Origin of the sequence: Halpernia frigidisoli (genome assembly GCF_900113805.1) — a bacterium.
Classification (GTDB): domain Bacteria; phylum Bacteroidota; class Bacteroidia; order Flavobacteriales; family Weeksellaceae; genus Halpernia; species Halpernia frigidisoli.
The window spans coordinates 25,344-42,549 of the sequence record NZ_FOQT01000003.1 but is presented as its reverse complement, the minus strand read 5'-3'; the positions used below and the strand labels follow the sequence as shown (position 1 = coordinate 42,549).

Below are 17,206 nucleotides of genomic sequence, written 5' to 3'. Positions count from 1 at the left end.
AAAATTTTAAATTTTACATTGAAACAGCATGAAATTTTTCCAAAGTTTCTTCGTACATTTTTTCGTAGATCGGCAGGATATTTTTAATATCAAATTTTATTGCCTGTTCTTTTGCATTGATCTTGAGTTGTGCCAAAAGTTCTTCATCTCGAAGAAGTTTGATCGTGTAGTTGCTCATCGCTTCAACATTTCCGATTTCTGCTAAAAATCCTGTAACACCCTGAATATTCACTTCCGGAATTCCGCCCGCGTTTGAACTGATCACCGGCGTTGAGGCTGCCATCGCTTCCAAAGCAGCGAGTCCAAAACTTTCCTGTTCAGAAGGCAAAAGAAAAACGTCCGATAATTCTAAAATTTTATAGAGATCGTTCACTTTCCCCATTAAAATAATTTTCGATATCAAATCCGGGTTTTCTTCCAGAAATTGCGTAATAACTTCCATATCAGGACCTTCACCGATAATGATGAGTTTTGATTTGATAACTTTTTCAACATTTTTAAAGATCTCTAAAACCTCATTAATCCTTTTTACAGGACGCAAATTGGAAACGTGGATCAGGATTTTTTCATCAGCATTTGCCAATTGTTTTCTCTGGCAAACTTCATAATTCGTAAATTCAGAATTATCAATAAAATTGGTGATAACCTGAATTTCTTTCTTAATATGAAATTTTTGAAGCGTATCAATTTTTAAACTTTCAGAAACAGAAGTTATGGTATCTGATTGATTTATAGAGAATTCCACCGCATGTTTATAACTCGGATGTTGCCCGACCAACGTGATATCCGTTCCGTGAAGCGTTGTCACCAAGGGAATATCGGCATTCACTTCTTTTAACATTTGCTTCGCCGTGAAAGCCGCATAAGCATAAGGAATTGCATAATGCGCGTGCAAAATATCGAGTTTATAAAGATTCACGACCCGATAGATCATGGACGAAAGCGCAATATCATAAGGTTGGTATTTGAAAAGCGGATATGTCTGCACATTCACTTTATGGAAAAAAATATTAGGATTAGCAATGTCCAATCTTGCGGGCATCGCACTTGAAATAAAATGCACTTCATAACCTTTATTCGCCAATGACATTCCCAATTCTGTCGCTACAATGCCACTTCCGCCGTAAGTTGGGTAGCAGAGAATTCCTATTTTCATCTTTATATTTCTATTTTTTTTGAAGCAGAAAGTTACTGCTATTTTTCAAGTGAAGTCCCGCTTTCCGCTATATCTTTTTCTTTTTTCAAAAGAAAAAGGATGCCGCTGCAATCGGGGCTATTTTTGAAGAGTATTTTTTTTGTCACTATTTCACTATTTTACAATTTCACAATAATTGAGACAAAAAAATTATTAATTTAATTTCCAGTTTTTAATATCAATTAAGGAATAATGCCAACTTTTTCCACCATCTTCCATAACTAAATGATTCAAAAGAATATTTTCATTTTTATCAATATAAAAACTAAAACCTTCCGCATCATCATTATCTGAAGAAAAATAATGTGGTAAATCTTTTCTGAAAATTTTTATGAAATAGAATGGATTTTCTTTTGAAGGTCTGGAAATAATTTCAAAATTGAAGTTAACATCACCAAATATATTTTGTTCAGAAATAAGGCTCTTGAATTTTTCTAATTTTTTTAATAATGATTTTTCATAATCATTATAACTAAATTGATAAGGAATATATTTTCCATTTTCAGTTTTAAAATCTTTATGATTTTGGGGGAAATTTGAAGGTGAAATTTCATTTCCTAATTTGTCAATAAAGCCCCATTTTCCGCCACTCAATGGTGGGTGCTCTTCATCCTTTTTTCTATCAAAGTAGCATCCATTGCAATATGAAGAAAAACCCATCCTGAAAGGTTCAGCAAAATCATATTTTGGTTTTATCATTATTTTTCCTTCTTTGTTTGCAAACCCGACTTTTCCCTTTTCATCTTTTATTCTTAAATAATTTTCATTGATATAATCGGGACTATTATCAAAATAAAAGGGATAAAAAAGAAAGTTTCCCTTTCTATCAACCGCATAATTTGATTTTCCTTTTGGATGAATATAAAAAAAATCATCAAATATTTCCTTTTTTTTAGGCATTATAGAATCCAAATAACCTAATGATATAAAGGGTTTAATAATGTAATTATTTTTTTCATCTTTATAACTAATCATAGAGTCATTTTCCCTTTGAAAATAAACTTTATTATTTTGCGAAAATAAAATTATTGGTAAAAATAATAGGGCTGATAATATTTTCATGATCAATCTTTTAAAATTTTCAAATCAATTCCCATTCCTTCTTTAATGTTCTCATTAACCAAAACCGGAATTCTACCGTGAATTTTTGTTTCGCCTAAAAGTGCTTTTGCAACCGCGGTTTGAGAATCATCATTATTTTCATACGCGACTAAAACTGTTGAAGTTTTAGAAATATCCACATCTTTTAAAGCATAAGGACTTCCAAAAAAAGTTAAAATTACGTTTTGGTTTTTATTTAATTTTGCTAAAATATCTTTGCTTTCCTGAGAGATTTTAAAAGATTTATAAGCCGAAGAATTGTCTTTATGAAAGCCAACTATCACTTTTGAATTTGCAGGAATCGTGGAGATTTCAGAGGATTTTTTTAAAATTACAGTAGTTTTAGAATTTAACTGATTAAGAAAAGTCTGATAAGGCGCTTCTTCCAGTGGAACGTAATAATAAGTTTCAGTTGGTTTTAACGGTAATAATTTTTCCTGATCTTTTATTAATGTCAACGCATTGCTGTAAAGCAGTCGTGCTAATTTTACGTGCTTTTTATTATTTAAATCATGATTGATATTTTCAGGATTTCTCGTTTCATATTTAGTTAAACCCAAATAATATTTAGTTAAAAGAATTTTTTTAACACTTTCCTCAATTCTGTTTTGAGAAATCTCGCCTTTATCGATTGCCTGCTGAATTAATTTTTTCGCCTCTGAAACACCATCTGAAAATAGTAAAATATCATTTCCCGCTTTAAAAGCCATCTCATCAACTTCGCCGGGTTTGTATCTCTTTGCAACAGCGCCCATATTTAAAGCATCTGTGATTATCAAACCTTCATATCCGATTTTTTCCTTTAAAAGTTTGGTAACAATTTCATGCGACAAAGATGCCGGAATCTTCTGTGTTTCCAAAGCTGGAACGTAAAGATGCGCGACCATTACACCACCAATTCCTTTATGCGCCAGTTTTTTAAAAGGCGCCAGTTCTACAGATTTTAAACGCGAAATATTTTGATCAATTACTGGCAGATCAAGGTGAGAATCTGTCGCTGCATCACCGTGACCGGGAAAATGTTTAATAGCAGCTAAAACATTATGATCCTGCAAACCTTTAAAGTATGCAGTTGAAGATTTTACGACATTTTTTACATTAGAACCGAAACTTCTGTTTCCTATAATTGGGTTGTCAGGATTTGTATTTACATCCACAACTGGTGCAAAATCCCAGTTGATTCCCATTCTCTGGCAATCTTCTGCTATCTGAGCAGACATTTCGTAAATGAGTTTTTTATCCTGAATCGCACCTAAAGTCATCGCCCAGGGAAATTTATGCGCCGCCGCAATTCTTTGAAAAACGCCCCATTCTGCGTCCATCCCGACAATTAAAGGAACTTTTGAATTTTGCTGAAATTCATTAACTAAATTAATGTGCTTTGCTGCATCATCCTGCATTAAAATTAAACCGCCAATTTTTTCTTTTTCAACTAAATTTTTAACAAAATCGATATGTTCATCTCCTTTGTTGGTGTAAAGAGCAATGATGAACAATTGTCCTAATTTTTCATCTTGTGAAAGAGAGTTGTACGTTTTATCAACCCAGTTTTTTGCGTCCTTTTCGTTTTTGCCTTTTATATTTTGGGGTTTATATTGTGCATTAGCTTTAAAACAAAATAAAAAAAATATAAATAATAAGATTTGACTTTTCATGCTTTTCAGTATCTATATATGTGTAGATGTACAAAATTAAGCATTTAAAGTTATCTTCATATTAAAGTTTAATGGTATATATTTTGAGTAGAGTTTATTAATAAAATTAAATATTATGAAAAAAATTTTTTCTTTAGCAATAGTTGGTTTACTGGCTTTCAGTGTAGTTAGTTGTGACCGTAATAACAATGATGTTGTAGATCAGGTTCAGGGAACTGATACTTATTCTACCGCTTACGATTTGAATAACGTGAGTTTTGTAAAAAATGCCAGTGGTATTTATGCTATTTCAAGAAATTTTAACAGTGCATTAATCGAAAGCGATGTTGTTTTAATTTATAGAAAATCAAGTACTTTATCGGACGGAACTGCTGTTTGGCAATCAATTCCAAGAACTTTGTTTTTAACACAGGGTGAATTAGATTACGATTTTGATTTTAGTAGACTTGATATTTTAATTAAAGCTGGCGGTACATTTGATCCTGCTTTAGCGCCTACTTATATTAATAATCAGACTTTTCGTATAGTAGTAGTTCCGGCAAAAACGGGCAAGAATGCTTCTGCAAATTCTGTTGATACAAGAGATTACAACGCTGTCGCGAGATTCTATAATATTAAAGACGCAAATTTAAAGAGTCTTTAAATATAAAATTTAAAATGAAAAAGACAATTGAGAAATCAATTGTCTTTTTTTTATTCTGTAATTTCATCTTCAAGTAAATGACCGAAATAAGATTTTTTGGTATCGAGATAATCTTTACTTTCCTTAGTCGAAGGAATTTGAAGGGGAATTCTGCTTCTTAAAATAATGTCACTTTTTTCAACAGCCTCCATTTTTAATGGATTATTTGTTAAAAGATTGATTTCCTTTATATCTAATTTTCGGAGTATATCAACAGCAACATCAAAATTTCTATCATCTGCAGGAAGTCCTAATTTTAGATTTGCTTCTACAGTATCAAAACCCTGCTCCTGTAGCGCATAAGCTTTTAATTTGTTGATAATCCCTATATTTCTGCCTTCCTGACGGAGGTAAATAATAGCGCCACCATTTTTATTCATGTACTGCATCGCGTAATCGAGTTGCTGCCCACATTCACATTTTTTTGAATGGAAAACCTCTCCTGTAATACATTCAGAATGAAATCTGATATTAACAGGTTTGCTTAAATCTGTATTTTCAGCAATAATTGCCATGTGAGGCATCCAGTTATTTTCAACTTCGGAGAATGCAATAATTCTAAAGTTTCCAAACTCTGTCGGAACTAAAGATTCTGCTTGTTTTGTAACCATTTTGTAAGTAGAAATTTTCTTTATAATTGTTTAATTAAGTGATTCTAAAAGATTTACGTTGGTTTTCAATCGAACCATATATCTGTTTAGAATGTTATCAAGATCGCTTGTAAGTGATTTGCGTAAATTTTGAATTTTAATGTATGAATTTACGTAACTTTTATAGAAGTTATTGCGTTTTTTGATGTCTTTATTTGATATTGCAGCAATATAGCCATTTAAGGCACTTTTTAATGCATCAACTTCCCGGTCAAGAAGCTTATTATTAAATTTCGGAAAAGTGGAAAGTAAATTAGAAATATCTGACTGGTAAGCTAAAGTTGCAGTCTTTTTGCTTAAATCATTTGAACTTTCATAAAGATCATTTCGAAGATTGTCAGATACTGGAGATAAATTAACTTTTTCCGAAGAACAACTCATCATTAAAAGTGAAAAGATGCATGCTGCAGAAAAAGTTAGTTTCATTTTTTTATTTTTTGATATAAGATAGGATTGAGTGATTCATCATTATACATTTTCATTTGTTTGTATAACTTCATCTTTACAGTTCCGTTCTCGATATCAAATATCAGCTGGTCTATAGCTTTTGACAAATCAATGTGTTGTTCAAGTAAAACCTTAAGTTTTTGTCCGCATTTAATTCTGTGGTCTTCAGAAGCACTTTCTCTCAATGCTTCTTCTCTCATATGATAAACCTTCAAACATAAAATAGACAAACGGTCTACTGCCCACGCAATTGTTTCTGTATTGATTTTAGCATCAGTCTTCGGTTCTATATTTTGGTATTTATCAAAAAACCAATTATCTACGTATTCAACAAGGTCTGTCCTTTTTTGATTAGAAGCATCAATCCTGCGTTTTAAAGCCAAAGCTAACTTTGGATCTATCTCATCTTCTCTGATAATGTCTTCTAAATGCCATTGAACGGAATCAATCCAGTTTTTTGCATACAATATTTGTTCCAAAGACGAGTCTGAGTAAGGATTTTCGATAATAAAATCGACATCATCATTTATATGATAGTTTTCCACAGAAAGATTAAATATCTTCCAGGCATTTTCAGAAAAAGACATAAGATTTTTTTAAATCGAGTTACCAGTATTTTCAGTAGTATGATTAACCGGCGTAGTCACAGGATTGTTAACTGGATTATTTACATGGTTGCTGGTTGGATTTTGCGGTGTAGGCACCTCATCTTCTTTTTTAACAGCATCTTTAAATTCTTTGATACCAGAACCCATTCCACGCATTAATTCAGGGATTTTTTTACCTCCAAAAAGAAGCACTAAAATTAAACCTATTACTACGATGTGTTCCCATGAAAGGGCAAGTATTGTAATTGTAATCATTTTTTTATTTTTAACAAAGTTATATTATTTTTTTTAATAAGAAATCCATCCTAAAGGATCTACGGGATTTGAGCCATTCCAGATTTGAAAATCCAAAGTATTTGTTCCATCGAAGTCAGTTCCTACCTGTCCAATCGCTGTTCCGGCTGCAACCTGTTGATTGGAAGAAACATTTACATTAGAGAGATTGCTGTAAACGGTGAAATAATCTCCATGTTTTACAATAACTGTTTTTAAGTTGCCATCTACCATCACGCCCGTCACTACACCTGGGAAAACACACTGCGCTTTTGTACCAGGACTTACAGCTATTTTTATACCATTATTATCTTCCCAAATATTTTTAAATATTGGGTGCGGTTGTCGGCCAAATCTGTGAGTGATCGTTCCTCTAACTGGTAAACTCATTTTTCCGCGGTTAGCAACAAAATTATTCCCTGCTAAATTTGTATTAACACCGTAACTTGTATTAGCCTTAGTTTCTGCTACTTTTTTTGCCTCATTTTTATTTTTCTCTAAAAGTACTTCGGCAGCACGTGCGTCCACGGCTTTGTTTTGTGCAATTTTCGCTGCATTTGCAGCAGCAGCAGCATCTTTTGAGGCAGCAACTCGTCTTTCTTCATCACGCGCACTGGCGTCGGCCTTTGCTGCGTCTGCACTTCTTTTTCTCTCATCGTCCGCTTTCCTGTTGGCAAGTTCAAGAGCTTTCTTTGCAGCAAGGTCTGCGGCAATTCTCTCTTTCTCTAAGGCATCAGCTCGTGCTTTATTTTCAGCATCGATTCTTGCTTTTTCTCTGTCTGCAGCTAATTTCGCCAAACGTACTTTTTCTGCCTCCGCCTTTTTATTTGCCTCTTCTCTTATTTTTGCTAATCTAATTTCCTCATTGATGAGATTTCTGATTTTTCCTTCCAAAGCATTAGATTGTATTTGCTTTTGCTTTAATTCCGCTGTTAGTTGCGTTTCGTTTGCTTTAAAATCTGCAAGTAGTTTTTCTTTTTGTTGTTTTTCAACGCTTATAGTTTTAAGATCTTTTTCCTGATTAGACAGCAAATTTTCCTTTTCCTGCATCGATTTTTGACGGCTTGCAATAGAGGTTTTTATCTTGACGGAAGCATCTGTAATTTCTGCAGATTTTTTATCCTGATAATCTGAATATTGTTTTAAATATTGAACACGTCGCAACGCTTCACCAAGATTTTTAGAAGATAAAATAAAAGTAACCTTATTTTGAACGCCTTTGTTTTTATATGCGTTTACTAAAACTGCTGCGTAATTTTTACGTAAAACTACTAACTCTCTATTCTGGCGGTTGATCTCAAGCTGACGAAGGTAAATATCATCTTCTATAAATCTTTTTTCCTTCTGAGTATTGGTGAATACCTTTTGACGAAGATCTATTTTTTGGTTGACTGCATTTAGGTAGGCAACTGAAAGTTTAGACTCATTTTTCGTTTTCGCCAGATTGGCATTTATTAATGAAATTTGCTTCTTGAGATCAGCATTTTGTTGCTGAAGTTGCTCTTTTTTCTGTGCTGAAAATTGACTTAACAACAAAAGACCTATAAAAATTAATATTTTCCTGTGCATTATTTAATTTCAGTTTTCTGATAATTATTGGGAACCGAATATGGAGTGTCCATTTTCGAGAAATCAAATCTCGTGTTTTCTAATAAAATTTCACTTCTTTTCTTCCCATTTATTATAATTTTAACGTTTTTAGGTAAAGAAATATTGTTATTAATTTCCCAATTACTGTATAAAACTTCCAGTTTATCCGGTGATTTGGCATCCTGGAGCGTTACTGTAGAGAGGTGAAAATCTGAAGTATAATTAAGATCAATAATATATTCACTGGTTTTCCCATTATTGGATATGATCTGATTCTTTACAGATTTAAGATTATAGCCTGCGCTGTTTTTTGTCAGTTTAAAGTCATTTTCATTGATTGGAATAAAAGTTTTACCTGTTAAAAGATTTTGCAGTGATTTTAAATCTATAAAGTTAACATTCAGTAAGTTATTTAAATAACCAAAATTAGAATCAATGTATGTTTTGTTGTAAATTTCATATCCTTTTACGCCTTGTTCATCTGCCAAACCACGTGCTACATTTATGAATAATGCAGAAAGATTTAGCCAGACTTTTTTGTCTTTTTCAAGATACAGAGTTGCGTTCAATGTTGGGATAAAACTGCCGTTTTCAATATCGACTTTGCTGTTTATTTTTAAAGCCTCGTAGCTTTCTTCCGCTAAAATTTTTTTGTAAAATGAAGCATCCGACGCTACAGGTAAATTACTGTTAACCGGTTTGTTCACCGTTGATACAGTTTTACAGGATATAATTGACAAAGCTGCGAAGCTTAATATAATATACTTTTTCATAACTTTTTTACTCCAGTTTTTACAACTTTTAAGCCAAATAAAATTAATCATAGGCCGAAAAATCGTCAAGATGGGCTTTAAATCTATATGTCAGCTTTAGATAAAAAATCCAAAACAGAGAAATCTCCCAAAGAAATTTCACGGGCAACGCCATAATAATGAGCTGAACTTCCGATCATTGAGTTGGTTAAATTCCCATGATCGATCACTGTATTTTCCTGTATTAAAGAATTATCAATGTTTGAATTAATTACCACAGTATTGTTTCCGAGAGAAACGCCAGGACCAATTTTTGAATTTTTTATTTTTACATTTTCGCCAATAAAACATGGTGGAATGATCAAACAGTTTTCAATTATAGCGGAAGCTGGAAAATGAGACATTTCTTCAGCTTCATATTTTAATACTTTAGAATTGGTTTCTACAGTTGCATTTTTATTGCCACAATCCATCCAGTCATCCACTTTTCCCAAAGAAAATTTCGCTCCTTTTTGACGTAAATTTTCTAAAGCTCTTGTCAACTGATATTCGCCGCCTTCCATTATATTATTGTCCATGATATAATTTATTTCGTCCATCAATTTTTCAGCAGATTTAAAATAATAAATACCGATAATCGCCAGATCTGAAACAAATTCTTTTGGTTTTTCCACAAAATCTGTGATAAAGCCAGATTCATCTAATTTCACCACGCCAAAAGCTGATGGATCATCCACTTTTTTTACCCAAATAACGCCGTCAGAATTTTTATCCAAATTAAAATCAGCCTTAAATAATGTATCTGCAAAAGCGACAACAACGTCACCCTGCATAGAATTTTCTGCACATTTGATAGCGTGCGCTGTTCCAAGCGGTTCATCCTGCGTGTAAACTGTTCCTTTAGCGCCAAGACTTTCTGCGATCTTAATTAAAGAGGCCTCCACTTCAGATCCGAAATCCCCAATAATAAAGGCAATTTCCTCAATATTTTCACCAGCTACTTTTGCAATATCTTCTACCAATCTTTGAACGATCGGTTTCCCCGCAATTGGGATCAAAGGTTTTGGAACTGTTAATGTATGAGGTCTTAATCTGGAACCGCGACCGGCCATTGGAACTATTATTTTCATATATAAATGTCTTATGTAATTTTTTGAAGTTTGTAAAAATAGTAATTTTTAATGATTTAGTTTCTGAGTTTTCTGAGAATAAAATCTTTTTCGCTGTAAATTAAAATGAATGAATAAGTAGCAAAAAGTAAATTAGATAGCCAAAAATTGTATTCAAAAACTTTAACTGTGATGACGCTAAAAATCATTAACAAAGCTAAAAAGAAAGAAATTTTCTTTATTCTGTAAGGAATTGGATAATATTTCTGACCTAAAAAATAAGACAAAACCATCATCATAAAATAAGCGCCAAAAGTTACCCAGGCGGAAACCATAAATCCGTATTTTTTAAGAAAAACCAAATTTAGAATGATGGTAAAAATTCCACCAACCCAGGAAATTAAAGTGCCAAACTTGGTTCTGTCAGTTACTTTGTACCAAGTGGAAAGATTATAATAAATACCAAAACAAAGATTTGCGACTACTATAATCGGGATAATGTCAATTGCCGTCCAATAGGTTTTATTTGGAATGAAAACATGTTTTAGCCAGGAAATATTGGTGATAATTCCGAGTGCTACAATGCAAGCAAAAAAGGAAAAATATTCTGTCACTTTTGCATAAGTTATTTTTGCATTTTCATTTTTCATTTGTTTAAAAAAGAAAGGCTCAATTCCCATTCTATACGCTGTAACAAAAAGCGTCATCAAAACTGCTAATTTGTAGCAACCGCCATAAGCACCTGCATCGCTTTCGTTGATAAAGGAATATTGAATGGCTTTGTCGAAATTTTCATTGACCATAAATGCAAAACCTGCAACCATTATTGGCCAGGAATATTTTATCATTTTTGAAAATAATTCCTTCGAAAACTGTAGTTTTATTTTTAAAATTATGGGTAATAAAAGCAAAACACCAAAAATACTTCCCGCTAAATTGGCATAAAAAGGATAAGAAACTTTCTCTTTCATTCCAAATTTTGATAAAATTTCTACCGGAATTAAAAGGAAAAAAGCAATAACTATTAAAGTTTGAAAAAGTGACTGAATAACTCTTATTAAAGAATATTTAATAGGTTTATTATGGAAACGCAGCCAGGCAAATGGAATCACGCAGAGATTATCAAAAAAAGCGATCATCGCAAACCATCTTATGTATTCCGGATGTTTTTCGTAGCCTAAAAAGTTGGCGATTGGCTGATTAAATAAAAGCACGCCTATTAAAAAAGCCGCGGAAAGCCCGAACAGAAATAGAAATGTTGTATTAAAAGTTTTGGCTTCATTTTCTTTATCCGCTGAAAATCTGAAATAAGTAGTTTCAAAACCGAATGATAAAAAAATATTTACAAAGGAAACAATTGCATATAGATTTGAAAATTGAGCAAATGCGTCTGTATCAATTTGATTGATGTATAAAGGATTTAAGACAAATAAAATAATTCTCGGCATTATCGCGCCAAGTCCGTAAATTAATGTTTCACCTAAAAGTTTTTTCAAAATTCCTTAATGTTTTTTGCAAATGTAAAGTTTTAATTAAATAGGAGAAAAATTGAAATGTGTTTTACTATTTTAATGATTTGAAAAATTAAAAAATTCATTAAATTTAAGCCATGAGAATTTTAATAAAAAATGCGACTTTAGTCAATGAAAATCAGATTTTTAAAAGCGATCTGCTTATTGAAAATGATTTAATAAAAGAAATTACAGATAATATTTCAGGAGAAACTGTTGATAAAGTTATTGATGTAGAAGGAAAATATCTTTTGCCTGGAATTATTGATGACCAAGTTCATTTTCGTGAGCCGGGATTAACGTGGAAAGGCGATATTGAGAGTGAATCCCGCGCGGCAATTGCGGGCGGAATTACCAGTTTTATAGAACAGCCAAATACAGTTCCAAATGCAGTGACGCAAGAATTACTTGAAGAAAAATATAAAATTGCGGCAAAAAATTCTTACGCCAATTATTCTTTTATGATGGGCGGAACGAACGATAATCTGGAAGAATTATTAAAAACAAACCCAAGAAATGTCGCCGGAATTAAATTATTTCTTGGTTCTTCCACGGGAAATATGCTGGTTGACAATCCAGAAACTTTAGAAAAGATTTTTTCAAATGTTAAATTATTGATTGCCGTTCACTGCGAAGATGAGGCAACCATAAAAGCAAATTTAGAAAAAGCAAAAGAAAAATATGGTGAAGAAATTCCAGTAGAAATGCATCCAATTATAAGAAGTACAGAATCTTGTTATATTTCTTCGTCAAAAGCAATTGAATTGGCTAAAAAAACGGGTGCAAGACTGCATGTTTTTCACCTTTCTACGGCGATGGAAATGGATCTTTTTCAAAATGATATTCCTTTAAAAGAGAAAAAAATCACGGCAGAAGTTTGCGTTCATCATCTTACTTTTTCAGATAAAGATTATGCCGAAAAAGGAAATTTAATTAAATGGAATCCAGCAATTAAAACGCAAAAAGAGCAGGATCAACTTTGGGAAGCCCTTTTAGATGATAGAATTGACATTGTTGCAACCGATCATGCGCCGCATACTTTAGAGGAAAAATCTAAAAAATATTTGGACGCGCCTTCCGGCGGACCTTTGGTGCAACATGCTTTAAACCAAATGCTGGAACATTACAAAAACGGAAAAATTTCTTTGGAAAAATTAGTTCAAAAAATGTGTCATAATCCTGCCATTTTATTTGAAATTGAAATGCGTGGATTCATAAAAGAAGGTTTTAAAGCAGATCTGGTTTTAGTAGATTTAAATGAAAAATATACTGTTTCCAAAGATAATATTTTAGCAAAATGTGGTTGGAGTCCTTTTGAGGGAAAAACCTTTCATTCTAAAGTAACGCACACTTTCGTTAATGGAAATCTCGTTTTTGAAAATGGAAATATTACATCAGAAAAATTTGGTGAAAGATTGCTTTTTGAAAGATAAATTGTTCGTATTATTTCTCGCAGATTTAACATATTAAGCAGATTTTCGTGTGGTGTTATAAATAGATTTAATAAATTCTATCCAAATCCAAAAAAGTTAAATAATTATCGGAATCAGATTCAAAAAAGTTGAAGACATAAATATCATTAATCTAAATCAATCAAAATTTTATATATATTTACTTCACATTAAAAAATATTACTAATATGATAAAAAAATCATTAGAATTTCTACTTCTATTTTTGGTAGTCAATCTTTTTGCTCAAAGTAAATTTGAGTGGAAAACTGCTACAGAAGGAGGTTATACGTATAAATACGTTTCAAATGATCCAATGAAAGCCAGGTTTTATACTTTGAAAAACGGCTTAACTGTGATTCTTAGTCCAACACCGAAAGACCCAAGAATTCAGGCTTATGTTGCCGTAAAAGCGGGAAGTAAAACCGATCCTGCGACAAACACAGGTTTAGCGCATTATTTAGAGCACATGCTTTTTAAAGGAACTGATAAATACGGCAGTTTAGATTGGTCAAAAGAAAAACCGCAATTAGACAAAATCGATGCATTGTATGAAACTTACAATAAAACGACTGATGACGCGGCGAGAAAAGCGATCTACAAAAAAATAGATTCCGTTTCCGGTGTGGCTAGTAAGTTTGCAATTGCGAACGAATATGACAAATTAATGTCTTCAATGGGAGCGCAGGGAACGAATGCTTTCACAAGTTTTGAAGAAACAGTTTACACGGATGATGTTCCAAGTTCTTCGATCGACAAATATATTACGGTGCAGGCAGAACGTTTTAGAATGCCGGTTTTAAGAATTTTCCATACAGAACTGGAAGCGGTTTATGAAGAAAAAAACCGTGGTTTAGACAGCGATGGAAGCCAGGTTTTTGAAACTTTGTTTGCTAATTTATTTAAAGAACATAATTACGGTAAACAAACAACGATCGGTACAATTCAGGATTTGAAAAACCCATCTTTGGTAAAAATCAGAAACTATTTTAACACCTATTATGTCCCAAATAATATGGGCGTAATAATGTCAGGTGATTTTGATCCAAATGAAGTGATCGCGAAAATTGATACTTCATTTAAAAATATGAAGTCTAAACCGGTTCCTAAATATACTTTTGCGCAGGAAAGTCCGATTAAAACACCAATTATTAAAGAAATTGTTGGTCCGGATGCAGAAAGTTTGACAATGGGTTTCAGACTTCCGGGGAATAAAGACAAAGATGTTTTGATTGCAGATCTTGTTGGTCAGGTTTTGACTAATGGTAAAGCGGGATTATTGGATCTTAATTTAGTTAAGAAACAAAAATTATTGAGCGCTTCGGCTTTTACTTATACTTTGATTGATCACGGCGTTCTTTATTTATCGGCATCGCCAACGACAGGTCAATCTTTAGATGAGGTTAAAACTTTACTTTTAGGTCAGATCGATAATTTAAAAAGCGGAAATTTTGATGCTTCTTTAATTACTTCTATCGTCAATAATATTAAAAAAGATAAAATTTACGAAAGCGAAACTTACGGAAGTCGCGCAGGTTCTTTAATGAGCGCATTTACATCTGAGCAAAACTGGAGAGATCAGGTGGCTTATGTTAATGACCTTTCTAAAGTGACGAAAGCGGATGTTGTTAATTTTGCCAAAAAATATTTAGGTAATAATTACGTCGCTGTTTACAAGAAAAAAGGTGAAAAAGCAAACCGTGAAAAAATTGAAAAACCAATTATCACAGCGGTTGAAACAAATCCTGATAAACAATCAGCGTTTGTGAAAATGGTAGATGATATGCCGAGTAATGCATCAACGCCGGTTTTCTTAGATTATAATAAAGACATTCAAAAATCTAAAATAGGTTTGGCAGAAGTGCTTTATGTTCCTAATAAAGACAATTCTATTTTCCGTTTGAAATACAGATACAAAAAAGGGACTTTAAACGATCTTAAAGCATCTTTGGCTGCAAGTTACATTCAGTTTTTAGGAACGGATAAAATGTCTGCAGAGCAGATCTCTAAAGAATTTTATAAGATTGCCTGTAGTTTTAATATCTCTGCGGGTGAAGAATACACCACGGTTTCCATAGAAGGTTTGCAGGATAATTTTGATAAAGCAGTTTCGCTTTACGAAAATATCATTAATAATGTAGATCCTGATGATGCAGCTTTGGCAAGTTTAAAAGCCAGAATTGAAAAAGGTAGAAAAGACAGAAAATTAAATAAAGGTGCCATTATGCAAGGACTTACGAGTTATGCAATTTATGGAAAAGACAATAAATTTAATTACACATTATCTTCCAAAGACCTGGCAGAAACTACTTCCCGCGAATTGGTTGACCGTCTTAGAAACTTAAATAACTTTGAGCAGACCATTATTTATTACGGTCCTAAACCTTTAAATGAACTGGTTTCAAGTTTAGAAAAAATGCACAAAGTGCCGGCAACTTTTAATGCAGATCTTGCTAAAAAAGATTTTCCGCAGGTTCAGTTAAAGAAAAATCAGGTGTTGTTTGCCAACTATGATATGGTGCAGGCAGAAACGAGATGGATCAGAAATACGGATGTTTATTCCCCGGACAAAACCACTTTGATCAACGTTTACAATAATTATTTTGGTGGCGGCATGGGTTCCGTGGTTTTCCAGACTATTCGTGAGAGCAAGGCTTTGGCGTACAGCACTTACGGCTATTATATGAGTCCGCAGAAAAAAGATCAGGATTATTACATCATGAATTATGTAGGAAGTCAGGCAGATAAATTTAATGAATCTACCGCGGCGATGAACGATCTTTTGACCACTTTACCAAACCTGGATGGCAACTTAAATCTGGCTAAAAACCAGGTTCGTAAAGATATCCAGACGGAAAGAATCACGCAGGACGGTATTATTTATAATTACTTAGCTGCAAAAGATCTGGGTTTAAATGAAGACATCCGCAAGAAAGTTTACGCAGATGTTGGGAATGTAAATATGGCAGAAATGAAAACCTTCCACGATACTTATTTCTCCGGCAAACCTTACACTTACGCAGTTGTTGCCTCAGATAAAAACGTAACAATGGATCAATTAAAAAAATTAGGTGACGTAAAAGTTCTTTCTTTAGAAGAGATCTTTGGCTACTAAATTTTTAGATATTTAATTAATAAAAAACTGCAGGATTAATTGTCCTGCAGTTTTTTTATGTTAAAATTAGAACAGAAATTATGGTTTTATTTTTACAATTTTATTATCGCGCATCACTACCAAAACGCTGTTTTTTTGCTTTTTAAACTCGATCAAACGTTCATAAACTAAATCCATTGCTTTAAGAATTTTAGCCTGCGTTTCAGTTAACTTATTATTTTCTATCATGATAACTTTTTAATTGTGAATATTTTTCTAAGTTTAAAATCTCAATACTACTGTTAAGAGTTTTAGAAGCTATCAAATCCGGTTTTCCATTTGAGTTATCGAAGATCATCGCCTCATCTACGATTGGTAAATAGATATTGAATAGATTTTTTATACCACTGTCGTATCGCCGTCTGATTACATTTTCAGGAATGTTGTGACCGCCTTCCGACACCCTCGTATTTACCCTGTCAATTGCTAATTCTACATTTTCTAACCAAAAAAAAAGAAGCGAAACTTTGTAATTATTATTTTGTGCTTCAATTATTTTTGACTTATAAATTTTTGTAGCCAAAGTAGTTTCCAAAGCAAAATTTTCATTCACAAAAAAAAGCTCGTTAATTCTATGCAGCATTATCCTTCCAGCTTCAAACGATACTTTCTCGGGTTGAAAAGGCGATAATCCTTTCGCAATTTCGTCCGCATTTACAAATTCTTTACAATCTAAAATCTCAGGCAAAATAGTAAATGAAGCGGTAGTTTTACCTGCGCCATTACAACCTGCAATTATGTATAGATTTTTCATTACACAAATATAATGAAAACAAGCAGTTAATCTGTTTTCAATTTTTTTGGGCGCCTTTATCCGCCTTCCGTTCCCGCTTTTTTGCTCGTCGTGCCTCCTAACAAAAAGAGCTCCACTCAAGTCGGGGCGCGGTGGTCGTATATTTCAGAAGATTATTTCAACTTATACAGATTTTGTCATTGGCTCCGCCGAATATTCTATTTCTGACGAAGGAAGAATCTCGCCTTTTTTCAATGAGTAACTCTTATTGGCGCGAGCGTCACGCTCGTGTCTTTT

At 32.9% G+C, this 17,206-nt stretch carries 16 protein-coding genes; 3 read left to right on the top strand and 13 right to left on the bottom strand.

Going from position 1 to position 17,206, the window contains the following annotated elements:
- Positions 1 to 13: 13 nt before the first annotated feature.
- The 3 genes from bshA to BM238_RS08490 form a co-directional block, all read right to left on the bottom strand.
- A complete protein-coding gene (gene bshA / locus BM238_RS08500; protein ID WP_090079850.1) occupies positions 14 to 1,156 on the bottom strand; it encodes an N-acetyl-alpha-D-glucosaminyl L-malate synthase BshA in 1,143 nt (380 codons plus the stop codon).
- 192 nt (positions 1,157 to 1,348) lie between these two features.
- Positions 1,349 to 2,257 (bottom strand): WG repeat-containing protein, encoded by a 909-nt coding sequence (locus tag BM238_RS08495; RefSeq protein WP_090079848.1) that lies wholly within the window; start codon positions 2,255 to 2,257, stop codon positions 1,349 to 1,351.
- A gap of 2 nt (positions 2,258 to 2,259) precedes the next feature.
- Entirely contained in the window at positions 2,260 to 3,951 is a 1,692-nt protein-coding gene (locus BM238_RS08490) for a glycoside hydrolase family 3 protein (RefSeq protein ID WP_090079847.1), read from the bottom strand.
- A gap of 115 nt (positions 3,952 to 4,066) precedes the next feature.
- On the opposite strand from BM238_RS08490, the gene BM238_RS08485 reads away from it, so the two are divergent.
- Entirely contained in the window at positions 4,067 to 4,594 is a 528-nt protein-coding gene (locus BM238_RS08485) for a hypothetical protein (protein WP_090079846.1), read from the top strand.
- Between the two features lie 50 nt (positions 4,595 to 4,644).
- Here BM238_RS08485 and ribA read toward each other — a convergent pair whose 3' ends face one another.
- The 8 genes from ribA to BM238_RS08445 form a co-directional block, all read right to left on the bottom strand.
- Positions 4,645 to 5,244: a GTP cyclohydrolase II gene (ribA, locus tag BM238_RS08480; RefSeq protein ID WP_090079844.1), complete on the bottom strand. Its 600-nt coding sequence runs from the start codon at positions 5,242 to 5,244 to the stop codon at positions 4,645 to 4,647.
- A 30-nt stretch (positions 5,245 to 5,274) separates the two neighbouring features.
- A complete protein-coding gene (locus BM238_RS08475; protein WP_143093372.1) occupies positions 5,275 to 5,709 on the bottom strand; it encodes a hypothetical protein in 435 nt (144 codons plus the stop codon).
- The gene (locus BM238_RS08470; RefSeq protein WP_090079840.1) at positions 5,706 to 6,317 is read right to left on the bottom strand and encodes a DUF4254 domain-containing protein; all 612 of its coding nucleotides are present in this window, start codon (positions 6,315 to 6,317) and stop codon (positions 5,706 to 5,708) included. Before BM238_RS08470 ends, BM238_RS08475 begins: the two co-directional genes overlap by 4 nt.
- A 9-nt stretch (positions 6,318 to 6,326) precedes the next feature.
- The gene (locus tag BM238_RS08465; protein ID WP_090079839.1) at positions 6,327 to 6,593 is read right to left on the bottom strand and encodes a Sec-independent protein translocase subunit TatA/TatB; all 267 of its coding nucleotides are present in this window, start codon (positions 6,591 to 6,593) and stop codon (positions 6,327 to 6,329) included.
- Between the two features lie 33 nt (positions 6,594 to 6,626).
- A complete protein-coding gene (locus BM238_RS08460; protein ID WP_090079838.1) occupies positions 6,627 to 8,180 on the bottom strand; it encodes a murein hydrolase activator EnvC family protein in 1,554 nt (517 codons plus the stop codon).
- Entirely contained in the window at positions 8,180 to 8,974 is a 795-nt protein-coding gene (locus BM238_RS08455; RefSeq protein WP_090080466.1) for a lipoprotein insertase outer membrane protein LolB1, read from the bottom strand. Before BM238_RS08455 ends, BM238_RS08460 begins: the two co-directional genes overlap by 1 nt.
- Positions 8,975 to 9,057: 83 nt before the next feature.
- Entirely contained in the window at positions 9,058 to 10,083 is a 1,026-nt protein-coding gene (locus BM238_RS08450; protein ID WP_090079836.1) for a sugar phosphate nucleotidyltransferase, read from the bottom strand.
- 56 nt (positions 10,084 to 10,139) lie between these two features.
- Entirely contained in the window at positions 10,140 to 11,558 is a 1,419-nt protein-coding gene (locus tag BM238_RS08445; protein ID WP_090079834.1) for a lipopolysaccharide biosynthesis protein, read from the bottom strand.
- A 113-nt stretch (positions 11,559 to 11,671) separates the two neighbouring features.
- On the opposite strand from BM238_RS08445, the gene BM238_RS08440 reads away from it, so the two are divergent.
- Both BM238_RS08440 and BM238_RS08435 read left to right on the top strand, forming a co-directional pair.
- A complete protein-coding gene (locus BM238_RS08440) occupies positions 11,672 to 13,006 on the top strand; it encodes a dihydroorotase (protein ID WP_090079833.1) in 1,335 nt (444 codons plus the stop codon).
- Between the two features lie 206 nt (positions 13,007 to 13,212).
- Positions 13,213 to 16,137, top strand: a complete 2,925-nt coding sequence (locus tag BM238_RS08435) for a M16 family metallopeptidase (protein WP_090079831.1) — start codon at positions 13,213 to 13,215, stop codon at positions 16,135 to 16,137.
- Positions 16,138 to 16,215: 78 nt separating this feature from the next.
- Here the strand turns inward: BM238_RS08435 and BM238_RS14415 are convergent, their stop codons facing one another.
- Together BM238_RS14415 and BM238_RS08430 are read right to left on the bottom strand one after the other, a co-directional pair.
- Positions 16,216 to 16,365, bottom strand: coding sequence for a hypothetical protein (locus BM238_RS14415; RefSeq protein WP_177205447.1), 150 nt, complete (start codon positions 16,363 to 16,365; stop codon positions 16,216 to 16,218).
- Positions 16,352 to 16,930 (bottom strand): ATPase, encoded by a 579-nt coding sequence (locus BM238_RS08430; RefSeq protein ID WP_090079830.1) that lies wholly within the window; start codon positions 16,928 to 16,930, stop codon positions 16,352 to 16,354. The genes BM238_RS14415 and BM238_RS08430 overlap by 14 nt, the downstream gene beginning before the upstream one ends.
- Positions 16,931 to 17,206: the final 276 nt, after the last annotated feature.